General features: G+C 39.4%; 14 protein-coding genes. 12 read left to right on the forward strand and 2 right to left on the reverse strand.

Annotated elements, in window-relative coordinates; all coding sequences use genetic code 11:
• Positions 1-5: 5 nt before the first annotated feature.
• From glyQ to lysA, 10 genes are all read left to right on the forward strand, one after another.
• A complete protein-coding gene (gene glyQ, locus FHQ08_RS03690; RefSeq protein ID WP_230913047.1) occupies positions 6-926 on the forward strand; it encodes a glycine--tRNA ligase subunit alpha in 921 nt (306 codons plus the stop codon).
• A complete protein-coding gene (gene glyS, locus FHQ08_RS03695) occupies positions 926-3001 on the forward strand; it encodes a glycine--tRNA ligase subunit beta (RefSeq protein WP_230913048.1) in 2076 nt (691 codons plus the stop codon). Before glyQ ends, glyS begins: the two co-directional genes overlap by 1 nt.
• Positions 3002-3113: 112 nt before the next feature.
• Positions 3114-4955 (forward strand): DNA primase, encoded by a 1842-nt coding sequence (gene dnaG / locus FHQ08_RS03700; RefSeq protein WP_230913049.1) that lies wholly within the window; start codon positions 3114-3116, stop codon positions 4953-4955.
• 61 nt (positions 4956-5016) lie between these two features.
• The gene (gene rpoD, locus FHQ08_RS03705) at positions 5017-6129 is read left to right on the forward strand and encodes an RNA polymerase sigma factor RpoD (protein WP_230913050.1); all 1113 of its coding nucleotides are present in this window, start codon (positions 5017-5019) and stop codon (positions 6127-6129) included.
• Positions 6130-6293: 164 nt separating this feature from the next.
• Positions 6294-6983, forward strand: coding sequence for a tRNA (adenine(22)-N(1))-methyltransferase (locus FHQ08_RS03710; protein WP_230913051.1), 690 nt, complete (start codon positions 6294-6296; stop codon positions 6981-6983).
• Complete coding sequence (locus FHQ08_RS03715) at positions 6980-8095, forward strand: Nif3-like dinuclear metal center hexameric protein (RefSeq protein WP_230913052.1); 1116 nt, start codon at positions 6980-6982, stop codon at positions 8093-8095. Before FHQ08_RS03710 ends, FHQ08_RS03715 begins: the two co-directional genes overlap by 4 nt.
• A gap of 16 nt (positions 8096-8111) precedes the next feature.
• Positions 8112-9356 (forward strand): peptidase T, encoded by a 1245-nt coding sequence (pepT, locus tag FHQ08_RS03720; protein WP_230913053.1) that lies wholly within the window; start codon positions 8112-8114, stop codon positions 9354-9356.
• A 27-nt stretch (positions 9357-9383) separates the two neighbouring features.
• Positions 9384-10418: an N-acetylneuraminate synthase family protein gene (locus tag FHQ08_RS03725; protein WP_230913054.1), complete on the forward strand. Its 1035-nt coding sequence runs from the start codon at positions 9384-9386 to the stop codon at positions 10416-10418.
• A gap of 108 nt (positions 10419-10526) precedes the next feature.
• On the forward strand, positions 10527-10739 hold the full coding sequence (locus tag FHQ08_RS03730) for a 2-hydroxymuconate tautomerase (protein WP_330166064.1): 213 nt from the start codon (positions 10527-10529) through the stop codon (positions 10737-10739).
• 19 nt (positions 10740-10758) lie between these two features.
• On the forward strand, positions 10759-12060 hold the full coding sequence (gene lysA, locus FHQ08_RS03735; RefSeq protein WP_230913056.1) for a diaminopimelate decarboxylase: 1302 nt from the start codon (positions 10759-10761) through the stop codon (positions 12058-12060).
• Between the two features lie 74 nt (positions 12061-12134).
• On the opposite strand, the gene FHQ08_RS03740 is transcribed toward lysA, so the two are convergent.
• Positions 12135-12662 carry an SLAP domain-containing protein gene (locus tag FHQ08_RS03740; protein ID WP_230913057.1) on the reverse strand — a complete coding sequence of 176 codons (528 nt, stop codon included), beginning with the start codon at positions 12660-12662 and terminating at the stop codon, positions 12135-12137.
• A gap of 215 nt (positions 12663-12877) precedes the next feature.
• On the opposite strand from FHQ08_RS03740, the gene FHQ08_RS03745 reads away from it, so the two are divergent.
• Positions 12878-13243 (forward strand): metal-sulfur cluster assembly factor, encoded by a 366-nt coding sequence (locus FHQ08_RS03745; RefSeq protein WP_230913058.1) that lies wholly within the window; start codon positions 12878-12880, stop codon positions 13241-13243.
• Between the two features lie 380 nt (positions 13244-13623).
• Positions 13624-15048: a C69 family dipeptidase gene (locus FHQ08_RS03750; protein ID WP_230913059.1), complete on the forward strand. Its 1425-nt coding sequence runs from the start codon at positions 13624-13626 to the stop codon at positions 15046-15048.
• 254 nt (positions 15049-15302) lie between these two features.
• Here the strand turns inward: FHQ08_RS03750 and FHQ08_RS03755 are convergent, their stop codons facing one another.
• Complete coding sequence (locus FHQ08_RS03755) at positions 15303-15488, reverse strand: LBP_cg2779 family protein (RefSeq protein ID WP_269073858.1); 186 nt, start codon at positions 15486-15488, stop codon at positions 15303-15305.
• Between the last annotated feature and the right edge of the window lie 4 nt (positions 15489-15492).

The following is a 15492-nucleotide window of genomic DNA, read 5'->3' on the forward strand; positions in this document are numbered from 1 at the left end:
AGTACATGACTAATAAAATGACAGTTCAAGAGATTGTCTTGACGTTACAAAAGTTCTGGAGCAGCAAAGGCTGTATGTTAATGCAAGCCTATGACACCGAGAAGGGGGCCGGTACCATGAGTCCTTATACGTTTCTGCGTGCCATTGGACCCGAGCCTTGGAATGCAGCCTATGTAGAACCATCTAGAAGACCTGCAGATGGCCGTTATGGTGAAAATCCAAATCGCTTATATCAACATCATCAATTTCAAGTTGTGATGAAACCATCACCTGAAGCAATCCAAGAATACTATTTAGATAGTCTTCGAGAACTAGGTATTGAACCCCTAGAGCATGACATCCGTTTTGTTGAAGATAATTGGGAGAACCCTTCTATGGGCTGTGCTGGTGTTGGTTGGGAAGTTTGGTTGGATGGCATGGAAGTCACTCAGTTTACTTATTTTCAAGTCGTTGGTGGCTTAGATGTTAAGCCAGTAACTTCAGAAATCACTTATGGTCTAGAACGCTTAGCCTCCTATATTCAAAATGTTAACTCTGTATTTGACCTAGAGTGGGGCGATGGTGTGCTTTATGGCGATATCTTTAAAGAGCCTGAGTATGAGCACTCTAAATATTCTTTTGAAGAAAGCAACCAAGCGATGCTCTTAAAATTTTTTGATGCTTATGAAACTGAAGCTAAACGTCTGATTAACCTCGGGCTTGTTCATCCAGCCTATGATTATGTCCTCAAATGTAGTCATACGTTTAATCTTTTAGATGCACGCGGTGCTGTTTCAGTTACTGAACGTGCCGGCTACTTGGCGCGCATTCGGAATATGGCTCACGCCATCGCGAAAGCTTTTGTAGCGGAACGTGAAAAGCGCGGATTCCCGTTACTGAAACATGCTAATGAAGCTAAAGAAAATTCAAAGGAGGCTGCAAAATAATGGCCAAAGATTTTCTCATCGAAATCGGACTTGAAGAAATGCCTGCACATGTGGTGACCCCAAGCATCGATCAATTTGCAGAACGTGTTCAGGATTTTTTGAATGATCAGCAAATCGAATTTAAAGCAATTCAAAAATTTTCAACGCCACGACGATTAGCCCTGCTCATTAGTCAAATGGCTGAACAGCAAAAAGATACCCACGAATCTTTGCGTGGTCCCGCAAAAGCAATTGCTCAAGATGAAGCTGGTAATTGGACAAAACCTGCCCAAGGGTTTGCCCGTGGTCAAGGAGCCAGCGTCGATGACCTTTCCTTTAAAGATGTCAAAGGTAAAACTTATGTGTTTTTAGAAAAGAATGTGAAGGGTGCACCAACGGCAGAGATTTTACCTAAATTAAAGACTGTCATCATGTCAATGACATTTCCAACGCGCATGCATTGGGGGAATTATGACTTTGAATATATTCGACCAATTCATTGGCTGGTTGCATTATTTGACAATGAGATTATTCCCTTCGAAATTTTGGATATCAAAACTGGTCGAAAAAGTCAAGGCCACCGCTTTTTAGGCAACTCGGTTACAATTCAACGTGCAGCAGACTATGAAACCGAATTGAAAAAAGAATTTGTGATTGCCAATGCCACCGACCGCAAACAATTGATTCGTGAACAAATCGAAGAAATCGCCAATGATCATCATTGGGTTGTTGACTTAGATGAAGACCTTTTAGAAGAAGTTAATAATTTAGTTGAGTATCCTACTGCTTTTGCTGGTCAATTTGATGAAAAATATTTGGACATTCCTGAAGAAGTCTTGATCACCTCAATGAAAGATAATCAGCGCTATTTTTACGTACGTGACCAATCAGGCACGTTACAACCTGATTTTTTAAGCGTTAGAAATGGGAACAAAGCACACTTAGATAATGTCATTGCTGGGAATGAAAAAGTTCTTGTTGCTCGTCTAGAAGATGCGCAATTCTTTTATGATGAGGATCAAAAGAAATCTATCGCTGATTACGTTGCCCAACTTAAAAATGTTTCTTTCCATGATAAGATTGGTTCAATGTATGAAAAAATGGTTCGTGTGCGTCATATCGCTGCCTTTCTGGGGCAACATTTCGATTTAACAGCTAAAGAGCTTAAAGATTTAGATCGGGCTGCTCAAATATACAAATTTGACTTGGTCACACAAATGGTGGGCGAATTTCCAGAACTTCAAGGTGTCATGGGCGAAAAATACGCCCTTCTACAAGGTGAAAGCCCGGCAGTCGCAACCGCAATCCGGGAACATTATCTACCAACTTCTGCCGAGGGTGCTTTACCGAAGACAAATGTTGGCGCTGTATTATCCATTGCCGATAAGTTGGACAGCATCTTAAGCTTCTTTGCAGTGGCCATGATTCCAAGTGGTTCAAATGATCCATATGCGTTACGTCGACAAGCTTTTGGTATTGTCCGTATTTTAGAGGCAAAACAATGGCATTTCCCATTGGACGAATTCCAAGCAGAAATTGCCCAAGCCTTGACTGAAAAGACAAGTCAACAACATTTAAATCTTAGCGCTCACCAAGATGATGTAAAGAACTTCATTATTGATCGCGTGAAGCAATGGCTGTCTACCCATGATGAATCCTATGATTTGATTGATACAGTCGTTCAAAATCGCAATAGTGATATTGCAGACATGTTCCAAGCTACCAAAATTCTACAGCAGCATCGGCAGGATTCAACTTTCAAAGCTACCATGGAAGCATTAACTCGGGTGATGCGGCTTGCAAGCAAGGCAGAGCCATCAAAAGACTTAACGGTTGATCCTGAGTTATTCGAAAACCCATCTGAAACAGCATTATATGAAGCCGTTGAAAAAATTCGCCACTCATTATCATCTAGATCAATGGAATCAGTTTATGAAGCTCTACAAAGCTTAAAACCATTAATCGAAAATTATTTTGAAGAAAATATGGTCATGGCTGATGATCCAAAGATTCGGCAAAATCGATTAAACCAGCTGATGATTGTCAGTCAGCTTGCCCGTACTTTTGGCGATCTAAACCAATTAATCATTAAATAAGCGTCAAGCTTGCAATTCATCACTATACGTTGTATGATATAGTGGTATTATTATAGAGTTTATTAAGTCGCATTCAACTTTGTATGCGGCTTTTAGTTGCCTTAGCGTAGAAATGGTCGTGATTATGTTGGCACGTATTCCTGAAACTGTCATCGAAGATATTCGCAGTCAAGTTAATATCGTTGATGTCATCAGTCAATATGTACAATTAAAAAAGTCTGGTAAAAACTTATTTGGCCTATGTCCATTCCACGAAGAAAAAACACCGTCATTTTCTGTCGCTGAAGATAAACAAATTTTTCACTGTTTTAGTTGTGGCCGGGGTGGAAATGTATTCAAATTTATAATGGATATTGAAAATCTTTCATTTCCTGAAGCAGTTATCAAAGTTGCACAAATGAACCAGATTTCAATTGACCCTCAATACTTGAATACACAAGTATCGCCTCAGGAACAAGGGCACCAAACCCTTAAACAGATGCATCAAGATGCCCAGGCCTTATTTCATCACATCCTCGTCAATACGCAAACCGGGCAGCAAGCGTTAAAATATCTACATGATCGAGGTATGACCGATGAAACTATTAATACTTTTGGTATTGGTTATGCACCTGCAAAAGCTGATTTGCTAACTTTATTTTTTAAAGAGAAGCACTATGATGCCCAGGCTTTACTTGATTCGGGATTATTTGCAACAACGAATAATGGCCAAAAAATAGACCGTTTTGTTGATCGAGTCATGTTTCCAATCAAAGACCAAGGTGGAGCAACGATTGCCTTTTCTGGCCGCGCTTTAACTAAGGATCCGAATATGCCTAAGTATTTAAACAGTCCAGAAACACCAATTTTTAATAAACGCCGAGTACTTTTTAATTATGACTTGGCAAAACACGAGATTCGCGAAGCGCACAGTGCGATTTTGTTAGAAGGTTTTATGGATGTTATTTCCGCATATCAAGCAGGCGTTAAAAATGGTGTAGCTTCGATGGGGACGAGTCTGACGGATGATCAATTGTATGCACTGAAACGGACAACAGACCATCTGATCATTTGTTATGATGGTGATGAGCCGGGAGTCAATGCCGCAAATCGAGCCGTGGACATGTTACAAAATCAAAGCCAGTTTTCTGTTGGTATAGTCGTTTTACCTGACGATCAGGATCCTGATGAGTTTATTAAACATCATGGTGCAGCAGCTTTTCGCAAAATCATTTCGAATACTGAACAAACCGCACTTGGATTCAAGTTAAGGTATTTACGACGCAATATTAACTTACAGAACGAAAAAGCTAAATTTGATTATTTAGACAAGGCGTTATATTTATTAAAAAGTATTGGCACACCCACACAGCAAAGCACGTATGCGAAACAACTCGCTCAGGAACTGCAACTTGACCCAGATGCAGTTTTAACTCAGTTAGCTGAGGTCAAATTAAAAGAAAACCAACATGGTCAACAGCCAAAAGCGAAATATCAAAAAACTAAAACACAGGCGAGTGCTCAGATTTTATCAGCTGGTATCACTAAATTTTCCCGTGTGGAACAAGCTGAAAGATTATTACTTTACTATTTGTTGCATGATGAAGCTACTTGCCGAGAATTAGTAGGCCATGAAACATTTAACTTTGTCCATACACCTTATCAAACTATCTTCGAGTTGTGGCTTACGTTTACTACAAATCATGATAATCATAGTATTTCCGCGTTTATTGATCAGCTACCAGCGGAACTACAAAATGTTGTCGCTGAAATTGAAATGAGTCAGTTACCGAGTATCCCGGATTCTTTTGTAATTAATGATTTACTTGAAGTGATTGCCCGCCAAGACATCCACCAACAATTACAAGATGCCCAGGCAGCCCTAAAAATCGCAAATGAAACGGGAAATTTTGATGAAGAGTTGCATTGGACGAATGAAATTATCCGTTTATCGCGTTACTTAAAGGGGGCTTAATTTTTGATTTGAACCGTTTATTACGGTCATCATCCAATATTAATTGAGGAGGATCATTTATATGGCTAAAGAAAAAGCAAAACCAACTAAAAAAGAATATAACAAAGCTGTTAAAGATTTAATCAAAGTATACAAACCAAAAAAGGAAATCTCACAAGAAGATCTAACTTCTAAACTTGTGCAACCTTTTGAATTGGATAGTAATGCCATCGATGATCTGTATCAAAAAATTGAAGACCAAGGTATTAGTGTTGTCGATGAACATGGGGAACCTACAGCACGTAGCCTTAAGAAAAATAAAGTTACTAAAAAAGAATTAAAAGACATGTCTGCCCCAACTGGTGTGAAAATCAATGACCCGGTTCGGATGTATCTTAAAGAAATTGGTCGGGTTTCTTTATTAACTGCCGATGAAGAAGTTGCATTAGCTTTAAAAATCGAGCAGGGTGATGAAGAGGCTAAACAACGTTTAGCCGAAGCAAATTTACGTTTAGTTGTTTCAATTGCTAAACGTTATGTTGGTCGTGGTATGCAATTTCTTGATTTGATTCAAGAAGGTAATATGGGGCTAATGAAAGCTGTTGAAAAATTTGATTACCGTAAAGGATTTAAGTTTTCTACTTATGCTACATGGTGGATCCGGCAGGCAATTACCCGTGCAATCGCGGATCAAGCTAGAACAATTCGGATTCCAGTGCACATGGTTGAAACTATCAACAAATTGATTCGAATCCAACGACAGTTACTGCAAGATCTTGGACGTGAACCTACGCCCGAAGAAATTGGTGCAGAAATGGACATGCCAACAGAGAAAGTACGCGAGATCCTAAAAATTGCTCAAGAACCCGTTTCTTTGGAAACACCAATTGGTGAAGAGGACGATTCTCATTTAGGCGACTTTATTGAAGACGCCGATGCCACTAGTCCTGAAGACCATGCCTCCTATGAATTGCTTAAGGAACAACTTGAAAATGTTTTAGATACCTTGACTGATCGCGAAGAGAACGTTTTACGGTTACGCTTTGGTTTAGATGATGGCCGTACTCGGACGCTTGAAGAAGTTGGTAAAGTGTTTGGTGTTACGCGTGAGCGCATTCGCCAGATTGAAGCTAAAGCTCTACGTAAATTACGGCACCCCTCTCGTTCAAAACAATTAAAAGACTTTTTAGAATAGAGCTCTGACCCAGATTTAATACCAAATTGTTTGTAAATAAGGCGTTCAAAATAAAACTCTTGTTTTGTTTTGAATGCCTTATTTTTGTATTTGTGGAATCTTTTTTATGTTTCTAGTACATCTTTGCTATAATTAACGTTAGAAACTTAGATAGGGACTGAACTATGAAATTATCTGATCGCATTCAAAAACTTATAGATTTTGTACCAGCACAGGCACGTCTAGCAGATATCGGAACTGACCATGCATTCGTACCCATTGAAGTTATCAAAATGGGTATGGCAAACTTTGCTATTGCAACAGATATTGGTGCTGGACCACTTAACATTGCCCGCGATAACGTTGAAGCAGCCGGATTAGCTGAAAAAATTCAACTACGCCTAGGCAATGGTCTCGCACCAATTCAATATGAAGATCATATCAATACTTTTGTAATTGCCGGTATGGGTGGCGAATTAATTCGGCAGATACTGGCAACAGCACCAAAACCGTTGTTAAAAAATGTGACTTTGATTCTTGAAGCAAATAACCAAGAAGCACTTGTCCGTCAGTGGTTATCTGACCAGCAAATTCAAATCGTTAACGAGACCATTCTATTTGAAGATGGTCATTACTATGAATTTATCATTGCAGACACTCGGAAAAAAAGTATGCCACTAACCCAAATAGACATTCAATATGGTCCAATTTTGGCTCGGCAGCAAAGTCTAACTTTCCGTCAAAAATGGCAGCACCAATTATTGATCAAAAACAAAATTCTAAAACAGCTGACCCAAAGTCAAACTGTACCACTGGACAAAGTTCGTCAAACCGAATTGGCTATTAAAAGTATCGAGGAGTTGTTGCAAAAATGACCACGGGAACTGAATTGATCCATCAAATCGAAAGTCTTGCACCATTAATGCTTAAAGAACCTCAAGATCCTAGCGGTTTACAACTAGGTGATCCCACACAGCCAGTCCATAAAATCATGGTAACTCTGGACGTCCGCCCAGAAGTAGTCGCCGAAGCGATTGCCGCCAATGTTGATTTTATCTTTGCACATCATCCAGTGATGTTTCATCCTGCCCGAAATCTGGACACTCGTGACCCACAAAACAAGATGTATGCTGATCTTTTAAGCCACCATATAACAGTTTATGCCGCGCATACAAATCTTGATAAAGCTCAAGGTGGTATGAATGATTGGTTAGCCGAAAAAATTGGTTTACAAGATATTCAAGTTTTAGCTAGCCAAGAGCCTGACCAATTATATAAATTTGTTGTTTTTACACCATTAGAAAATGCGGACCAAATGCGACATGCCTTAGGGGATGCCGGGGCTGGTATGTTGGGCAATTATAGTCATGCCAGCTTTACCGGCGCAGGGCAGGGGCGCTTTTTACCCGAAAATCATGCCAATCCAACAATTGGGGCAATAGGTAAAGCGGAAACTGTTCAGGAATCTCGCATTGAATTCTTGATTCGACGAACACAATTGACTACAATGGTCGCAACTATGCGAGCTAACCATCCTTATGAGGAACCGGCTTTTGATCTAATTCCTCTCGCTAACACAGCACCAAGTATTGGTTTAGGCCGGATTGGGAACTTACCCGAGCCAGTGACGGTGCAGGCTTTAGCTCAACAAATTAAACATGACTTTGGCTTATCTGGGCTACGTTATGTCAGCCCGGATCCTTCAAAGCTAGTTCAGAAAGTTGCTGTTATCGGCGGCGATGCTGGTAAGTTTTATCCTAATGCGTTAAAAGCTCATGCCGATGTCTTAATTACAGGCGATGTATATTATCACACTGCCCATGATATGTTAGCTGCTGGTTTGAACGTTATCGATCCTGGACATCATATTGAAAGTATTGTCAAAACAAAAATGACTGCATTGATTCAACAGTGGGCTGTACAATTTCATTGGGATGTGACTTGCATATCTTCACAACTATCGACTGATCCGTTTCGTTTTATATAATATTGGAGGTTTTTCCATGGCAAAATATGACCAACTAGTTGACCGCTTTTTAAAGTATGTCAAAATTAACACCCGTTCAGATGAACATGCGACCACTATTCCATCAAGTCCAAATCAGGTCCAGTTTCTACAAGTATTAGCAGCCGAACTTAGAGAGATCGGTTTATCCGAGGTTAAATACAATGAGAAAAATGGCTATGTAACAGCAAAGCTGCCCAGTAATTTAACGAATCAGCAAGTACCGACCATTGGTTTCTTAGCTCACGTGGATACCGCAGATTTCAACGCTGAAAATATAAAACCACAGATCCATGAAAACTATGACGGTCATTCAAAAATTAGCTTAGACAAGGCAGGTCAATTTGTATTAGACCCGGCAGAATTTCCAAATTTAAAGCGGTATAAAGGACACACTCTTATTACAACGGATGGTTCAACTTTACTTGGTGCTGATGACAAAGCTGGTGTAGCTGAAATTGTTACGGCAATGGCTTACCTAATTGCTCATCCCAATATCAAACATGGTGACCTCAAAATTGGCTTTGGCCCAGATGAAGAAATTGGTACAGGTGCTGATCATTTTGATGTGGCTGATTTTGGCGCTGATTTTGCTTATACGGTTGATGGCGGTCCATTAGGTGAACTAGAGTTTGAAACCTTCAATGCTGCGGCAGCACATATAGAAATTCAAGGGAAAAACAGTCATACTAGCAATGCCAAAGGAATCATGGTCAATGCTATTCAATTAGCCATCAATTTCCAAAACGCTTTGCCACAAAAAGAAGTTCCTGAGCAAACGAGTGGTAAAGAGGGCTTCTATCATTTATATCAATTTTCCGGTACCGTAGATCACGCAACTATGGACTATATTATTCGCGATTTTCAACGTGATGGTTTAGAAGCACGAAAAGCGGTGATGACCCAAGTAGCCGCTGATTTAAACCATAGTCATCAAAATCGCATCAAGCTCACCTTGAAGGATCAATATTATAATATGATCGATATTATGAAGGATCATATGGATGTCGTAGCCCTTGCCGAAAAGGCCATGCACGCACTAGGTATTGAACCAGATGAGACACCAGTCCGTGGCGGTACCGATGGTTCAAAAATTTCATTTATGGGTTTGCCAACACCTAATTTATTTGCCGGTGGTGAAAATATGCATGGCCGTTATGAATATATTTCCACACAGACCATGGCCCAGGCTACCGACTTGATTTTAAAAATCAATGAATTGAACGTTGATCAACAGCATTAACTTTTTGTCCACAAAGGAGATACAATAATGATCATCCATTTCAAACAGCCTTTACAAACAAACATCGTTCAAATTTTAACTAAAAAATTTGCATCGATGGGGAAACATGGTTTTTTAATTGATAATCATTTAACCGTTTTAGGTATTGAACACTATGACTTTAATCAAGATGAGCTGAACGCCATTGATGTCGTGATTCCCGAGCAGCCAAGTTTCGTGTTAGCCAGCAGAGATTTTAAACCTGACGATACATTGATCAAGCTGCCGAATGGTACTTTGGGTGGAAATAACTTTACATTAGTTGCTGGACCCGATGCTGTTGAAAGTGAGGAAATGATTCATACTTTAGCTCGAGTTGCCAAGCAAGGCGGTGCACGTATTTTAAGTGCCAGTAATTTTGTTAACATCGATGCACCTTATGATTTTGCTGGTTTAGGTGAAGCTGGTTTAAAATACCTCCGTGCTGCAGCAGACGAAATGAATATGGACGTGATGAGTCAAGTTACAAATAGCTCACAAATATCAACAGTTGGACAATATGCTGATATTTTAGAAGTTGGTCCAGAAAATATGCGCAATAGTGAATTGCTGCAAGCTTTAGGCAAACAAAAAAAGCCTGTTGCACTACATCAAAGTAATGATGCTACGATTGAGGATTGGTTAAACGCTACCGAGTTTATTGCCAGTGAAGGTAATCAGCAGATTATCTTGATGGCCTCTGGGACAGTCTCTTTTGACCATGACTTCTCTCAATCCGATTTGGATATTGCGACAATTCCGATTATTCATAATTTAAGTCACTATCCTTTATTGGTGGATCCAGGCAAAATCAGCGCTTCTTCAGAACTTGTTCGGCCAATCGCACGCGCTGCTATTGCTGCGGGTGCCCAGGGCGTTAAACTTAGCATTCATGAAGATCCCACGCAAGCACAATCAAAAGCGGGCTATGCGATTACACCAAATGAATATATGGAAGTTACAAGGCAATTATTAAAGTTAGCTCAAGTGGTGACGCCGTGGGAAACCGAAAATAATACAATGCACACTAAACAGCAATCATAACTGACAATCATTAAAGTTAGATTCATTCAAATGAAAATGAGAATGTTCTATTTAAAATTTCATATTACGCTAGAGTCCATGAGATAATTACGCTATAATGTTAACAAAATTAAGAAAAGAGGAAACTTTATGCCATTGATCCATGTCGATTTATTAGAAGGTCGTAGCAAAGAGCAATTGAAAAACTTAGTCAAGGAAATGACGGCAGTTGTTGAAAAAAATACTGGTGCCCCAGCTGAACACATTCATATTGTCTTAAATGAGATGCAGCATGATCATTATGCTGTTGGCGGTATCTTAGATAGTGACAAAAATAAATAATTAATAAGTAGGTAATCTGATGAGTTATTATCATTATGGGACGATGTCTACAAACGCTGCTGGTCATCTTGCAATCGGTGGGGTGGACACATTAGACTTAGCTCGAGAATTTGGGACACCATTATATGTTTATGACGTTGCTTTAATCCGTGAGCGAATTCGAGCTTTTAAAAGGGTTTTTGAAACTCGAAATATTGATTATCATATCAGTTATGCCAGCAAAGCATTCTCTACCAAGGCCATGTATCGGATTCTTACTGAAGAGGGTATCGGTGCGGATGTTGTTTCCGGTGGTGAGATTTATACTGCTCAAAGTGCCGGTTTTGATATGAGCCAAGCTTCTTTTAACGGTAACAATAAATCTGCGGCAGAGTTAAAGGCGGCGCTGGCTGCTGGTGTTGGCCATGTGATCATTGATAATTTTCATGAAATCGAATTGTTGGAATCTATCTTAGCCGCAACGCAGCAGCAGTTGAAAGTATTGATTCGCGTCACACCAGGTATTTCTGCACATACACATGAATATGATATGACTGGTCAAGTTGATTCTAAGTTTGGCTTTGACATTCAAAGTGGCCAAGCAGACAAAGCAGTCCAACAAATTCAACGATCTAAGTTTTTAAAATACGATGGACTGCACGTGCATATTGGTTCACAAATATTTGAAACGGTTGGTTTTGAAAAAGCAGCCGATGCCTTAATTAAGTTAGCAACCAAATGGACTAATGAATTAAATATAACGACCAATATCTTTAATGTTGGGGGTGGGTTTGGCGTCCGTTACTCTACAAGCGATACCCCGCTGGCACCCCAGGTCTATGTTGAAGATATCGTTGATGAAATCCTTAAGCAGACGCAAGCAGCTCATTTGAAACAACCAGCCATTTGGATCGAACCTGGACGTTCAATCGTTGCTGAAGCAGGTACTACGCTATATACGATCGGTGCCCGTAAGGATATTCCAAATGTCCGCAGTTATGTCGCTGTTGATGGTGGCATGGGTGATAATATTCGGCCAGCGCTTTACCAAGCCAAATATGAAGCCGCTTTGTGTAATGACCCTGAAGCCGCGCCTATTGAAACAGTTGCGATTGCTGGTAAATATTGCGAATCTGGTGATATGTTGATCTGGGATCAACCATTACCAAAAACAGTACCAGGAGATATTTTGGCAACTTTTGTCACAGGTGCTTATGGCTATGCCATGGCCAACAATTATAATCGTAATCCAAGACCAGCAATTGTTTTTGTTGAAAACAATCAGGCCCAACTCGTTGTAAAACGTGAATCTTATGCAGATTTAACCCGTTTAGATATATAAAAAACAGTCGACACTTAGCACTGATTGCTAATAGCGTCGACTGTTTTTAATTATTGTTCAAATTTCTAATTTAATTAATTTGTTAAAAATGTACCTTTGGCGGGAATCCACTGATTAGTGCCAATATTATACCATAATGAGCCATCATGGACCGTGGTAACTTGAACTGTTTGCCAAGTAGAACCGCTATTTAAAATACGCTGCGTTGGGTAACCATTTGGCATCATATAAACTGTGGTTGGTTGGCTGATCTTAATTGTTTTTGCGTAGTTAAAGGCAACACCATTATCGTAAGCAATATTGGATTGGTTGACAATATAATCTGCTTGAACCCATTGGTTTGTACCAACGTTAAACCAAGTACCAGATTGAGCATCATAACGTGATCCATTAATTTGCCAAGCTGTGCCAGTCGGTAGATATTGTCCTGTCTTAGCGCCGTTTGGTACTTGGTAAACAGGAATACCTTGATCAGGTATGTAATTCACGTAACCAACTGTTGTTGCAGCTTGTGCCTGGTCGATCGTTGTATTGCTAAAAGTAAATAATCCTAAAGCCATAACTCCAGAAAGAAGTAAGGTTACAAATCTCGTACGTCTCATAATGATACCTCCTATTCGATATCCTGTCTGTAACCATATTGTAACATTATTGACTTTAAATTGTAATTACATTTTTGTCACTTCGTGGAGATTTAAACTTTCTTAATGATTGCTAGGCCAAATTTAGGATTCTAATTCTAATAGGAAGAGGATTAGTTGTACTTTATGGATATAACCGTTATACTTACTTTTAGAAAACAAAGGAGGGGACAGCTATGGCAGAAGAAGAAAAAAATAACGCCACTACGCCCGAAACTCAAGCTACAGATGCTGCTTCTAATGATATTAAGGATCGTATTTTAGGTGCCCTAGAAACTGTTATTGATCCAGAACTTGGTATTGATATTGTTAATTTGGGTCTAATTTATGATATTAGTTTAGATAAAGACGGTTTGTGTACGATCAATATGACCTTAACCACGATGGGTTGCCCATTGTCGGACTTATTAACAGAACAGATCAACCAAGCACTGAGTACTGTTCCTGAAGTAAAAGATGTTGATGTTCAATTGGTATGGTATCCTCAATGGACAACCGAGCGCATGAGCCGCTATGCACGTATTGCTTTAGGCATTAGATAATCATTTTAATCCTTTAAAACCTCGCTGAATGAATTAAAACATTCCGTGGGGTTTTTGTTTTATACCATTGCCAACACGGCTTTTCCAAGAGCATTTTTTGAGCACAGACCGATTTGTGTAAAAGATTCTACGCAAATAATATAACTGAATGAATGATCTCTCACTCATCAAAACTGCTAAAATTCAAATTATGTGTCAATTTGAAACCTGACAATGATTATCAGCTGTCAACTACATTAGAGATCCCAAATCATGGTGATTTTTTGGATAGCGAAATACCTTAAAATATTGAATAGATTGCTTGTTTCAATACCTAGCTTTCTCTATACTAGAAATTAGTAATGTTCAAAAAACTTCAAATCAAATAAGGAAGGTTCCCTATGAAAGATTCTGCATGCACTTCAATTTTGATTGGCAAAAACGCCAGTCTAAATGGTTCAACTCTAATTGCTAGAAACGATGATACCTTTTTACCTATCGCGCCCCAGCGTTTTTATATGCATGAGGCCATCCATAACCAACCTGGTCGGGTTTTGAAGTCTTATCTTAATGACTTTGAAGCAACTTTGCCCGCAAATGCTTACCGCTATAATGCTGTACCCAACGTGAATTACAAAGAGCAAGGGTATTATGAAGAAAGTGGTATTAATGAAAAAAATGTCGCCATGAGCTGTACAGAAAGTACTTATGGCAATGAACGTACATTAGCTTATGATCCATTAAACGAAAAAAGTGGTCTTGATGAGGACTGTATGCAAACAATGGTTTTGCCATACATTGATTCGGCTAGACATGGCGTCCAATATTTGGGTCAGTTAATTAAAAAATACGGTTCTGCAGCCGGCAACAGTGTATTGTTTAGTGATGCAAATGAAGTTTGGTACATGGAAATTGTGACTGGTCATCATTGGCTTGCTCAACGTATTCCTGATGATTGTTATGCCGTGGCTGCAAATCAAGTGGCGATCCAATGGGTTGATTTTTCAGATGCTCGTAACTTTATGTATTCAGACGGTATCCAGGAATTCGTGACTAAAAACCATTTGAATCCCGATTTTGAAGGCTTCAATTTCCGCCATATTTTTGGGACAGATACACAAAAAGATCGTCATTATAACACACCGCGAGTTTGGTACGCCCATCATTTATTTGACGCTGATTTTGAAGGTACGCCTGAATCTAGTGAACTGCCATTTATCGTAAAACCTAAACGAAAGCTAGGTACTGACGATATCGAAGCATTGTTAGGCTCGCATTATAACGAGACTGACTTTGATCCCTTAGGAAACGGTTCTGAACATGATAAGTTGCGTTATCGTCCAATTGGTTTAAACCGAACTCAAAATTCTCATATCCTTGAGATTCGGCCTAACGTGGACCCAAGTTTTCAAGCAATTATGTGGCTCAATCTTGGCATGCCAGCATTTAGTCCTTATGTGCCGTTTTATACCAATGCCAACGATACACATCCAAGTTATAGCACAACACCCATGACTTGGGATCTGAAGAGTGCCTACTGGTTATTCCGAACGCTTTCCATGTTAGTTGAATCGCATCATCAAGCATTTATTCAGCAAGATATTGACTACTTAAAAGAAAGCCGTCGCACTTTCAAAGCTCAAATCAAAGCAATTGATGCCCAAGCGGCTAATTTGGATGCGAATGAATTGACCGAATTTTTGACCAAAGCAAATTACCAAATCGTCGAAAAGGCTGAGGCTCAAGCTAATGCTTTAATTGGCGCATTTGTGACCCAGGGATTACAATTATCCAAATTGACGTTCAACATGGATAAGAACCTTTGATAGATGCCGTATTATTTTTAAGCACAACAAAAGGCGAGAGTGAGGTAAAGGCGCTCAGCACCTGAGCACTAACAAGAACTACGAAAAATGGTGGGCTTCCCATTTGAGTCATTCGTTGTTAGGTGAGGGTGTTGCTCTTTGGCACACGTTTGAGATTTAATTGTTCGCAAATAAATAGGTGACTGAAAACAAAACATTAGTTTTGTCTCAGCCACCGCTTAAGCAAAGATAATTCTAGTTGAGGAAGATAATAATTAATTACTATTCATAAACTTCATCAGTTTTTCTGCTTCTTCTGGCATCGCTATTTTTTCTCCAGATTTAAGATCATGAATGCGTTCCACAGAAAAATGACTGGAAAAAGCTAATTGCGCATCCGTCATAGAAGTTCTTTCTTCAAAGTGGATAATTGCTTGTGCTAGTTGATTCAATTCAGACAAATTA

The organism is Agrilactobacillus fermenti, assembly GCF_021030645.1.
GTDB lineage: Bacteria > Bacillota > Bacilli > Lactobacillales > Lactobacillaceae > Agrilactobacillus > Agrilactobacillus fermenti.

Excerpts from the sequence above, each read along its gene's own strand:
- glyQ (WP_230913047.1), top strand. The coding sequence starts at position 6 with ATGACTAATAAAATGACAGTTCAAGAGATTGTCTTGACGTTACAAAAG.
- glyS (WP_230913048.1), top strand. The coding sequence starts at position 926 with ATGGCCAAAGATTTTCTCATCGAAATCGGACTTGAAGAAATGCCTGCA.
- dnaG (WP_230913049.1), top strand. The coding sequence starts at position 3,114 with ATGGTCGTGATTATGTTGGCACGTATTCCTGAAACTGTCATCGAAGAT.
- rpoD (WP_230913050.1), top strand. The coding sequence starts at position 5,017 with ATGGCTAAAGAAAAAGCAAAACCAACTAAAAAAGAATATAACAAAGCT.
- FHQ08_RS03710 (WP_230913051.1), top strand. The coding sequence starts at position 6,294 with ATGAAATTATCTGATCGCATTCAAAAACTTATAGATTTTGTACCAGCA.
- FHQ08_RS03715 (WP_230913052.1), top strand. The coding sequence starts at position 6,980 with ATGACCACGGGAACTGAATTGATCCATCAAATCGAAAGTCTTGCACCA.
- pepT (WP_230913053.1), top strand. The coding sequence starts at position 8,112 with ATGGCAAAATATGACCAACTAGTTGACCGCTTTTTAAAGTATGTCAAA.
- FHQ08_RS03725 (WP_230913054.1), top strand. The coding sequence starts at position 9,384 with ATGATCATCCATTTCAAACAGCCTTTACAAACAAACATCGTTCAAATT.
- lysA (WP_230913056.1), top strand. The coding sequence starts at position 10,759 with ATGAGTTATTATCATTATGGGACGATGTCTACAAACGCTGCTGGTCAT.
- FHQ08_RS03740 (WP_230913057.1), bottom strand. The coding sequence starts at position 12,662 with ATGAGACGTACGAGATTTGTAACCTTACTTCTTTCTGGAGTTATGGCT.
- FHQ08_RS03745 (WP_230913058.1), top strand. The coding sequence starts at position 12,878 with ATGGCAGAAGAAGAAAAAAATAACGCCACTACGCCCGAAACTCAAGCT.
- FHQ08_RS03750 (WP_230913059.1), top strand. The coding sequence starts at position 13,624 with ATGAAAGATTCTGCATGCACTTCAATTTTGATTGGCAAAAACGCCAGT.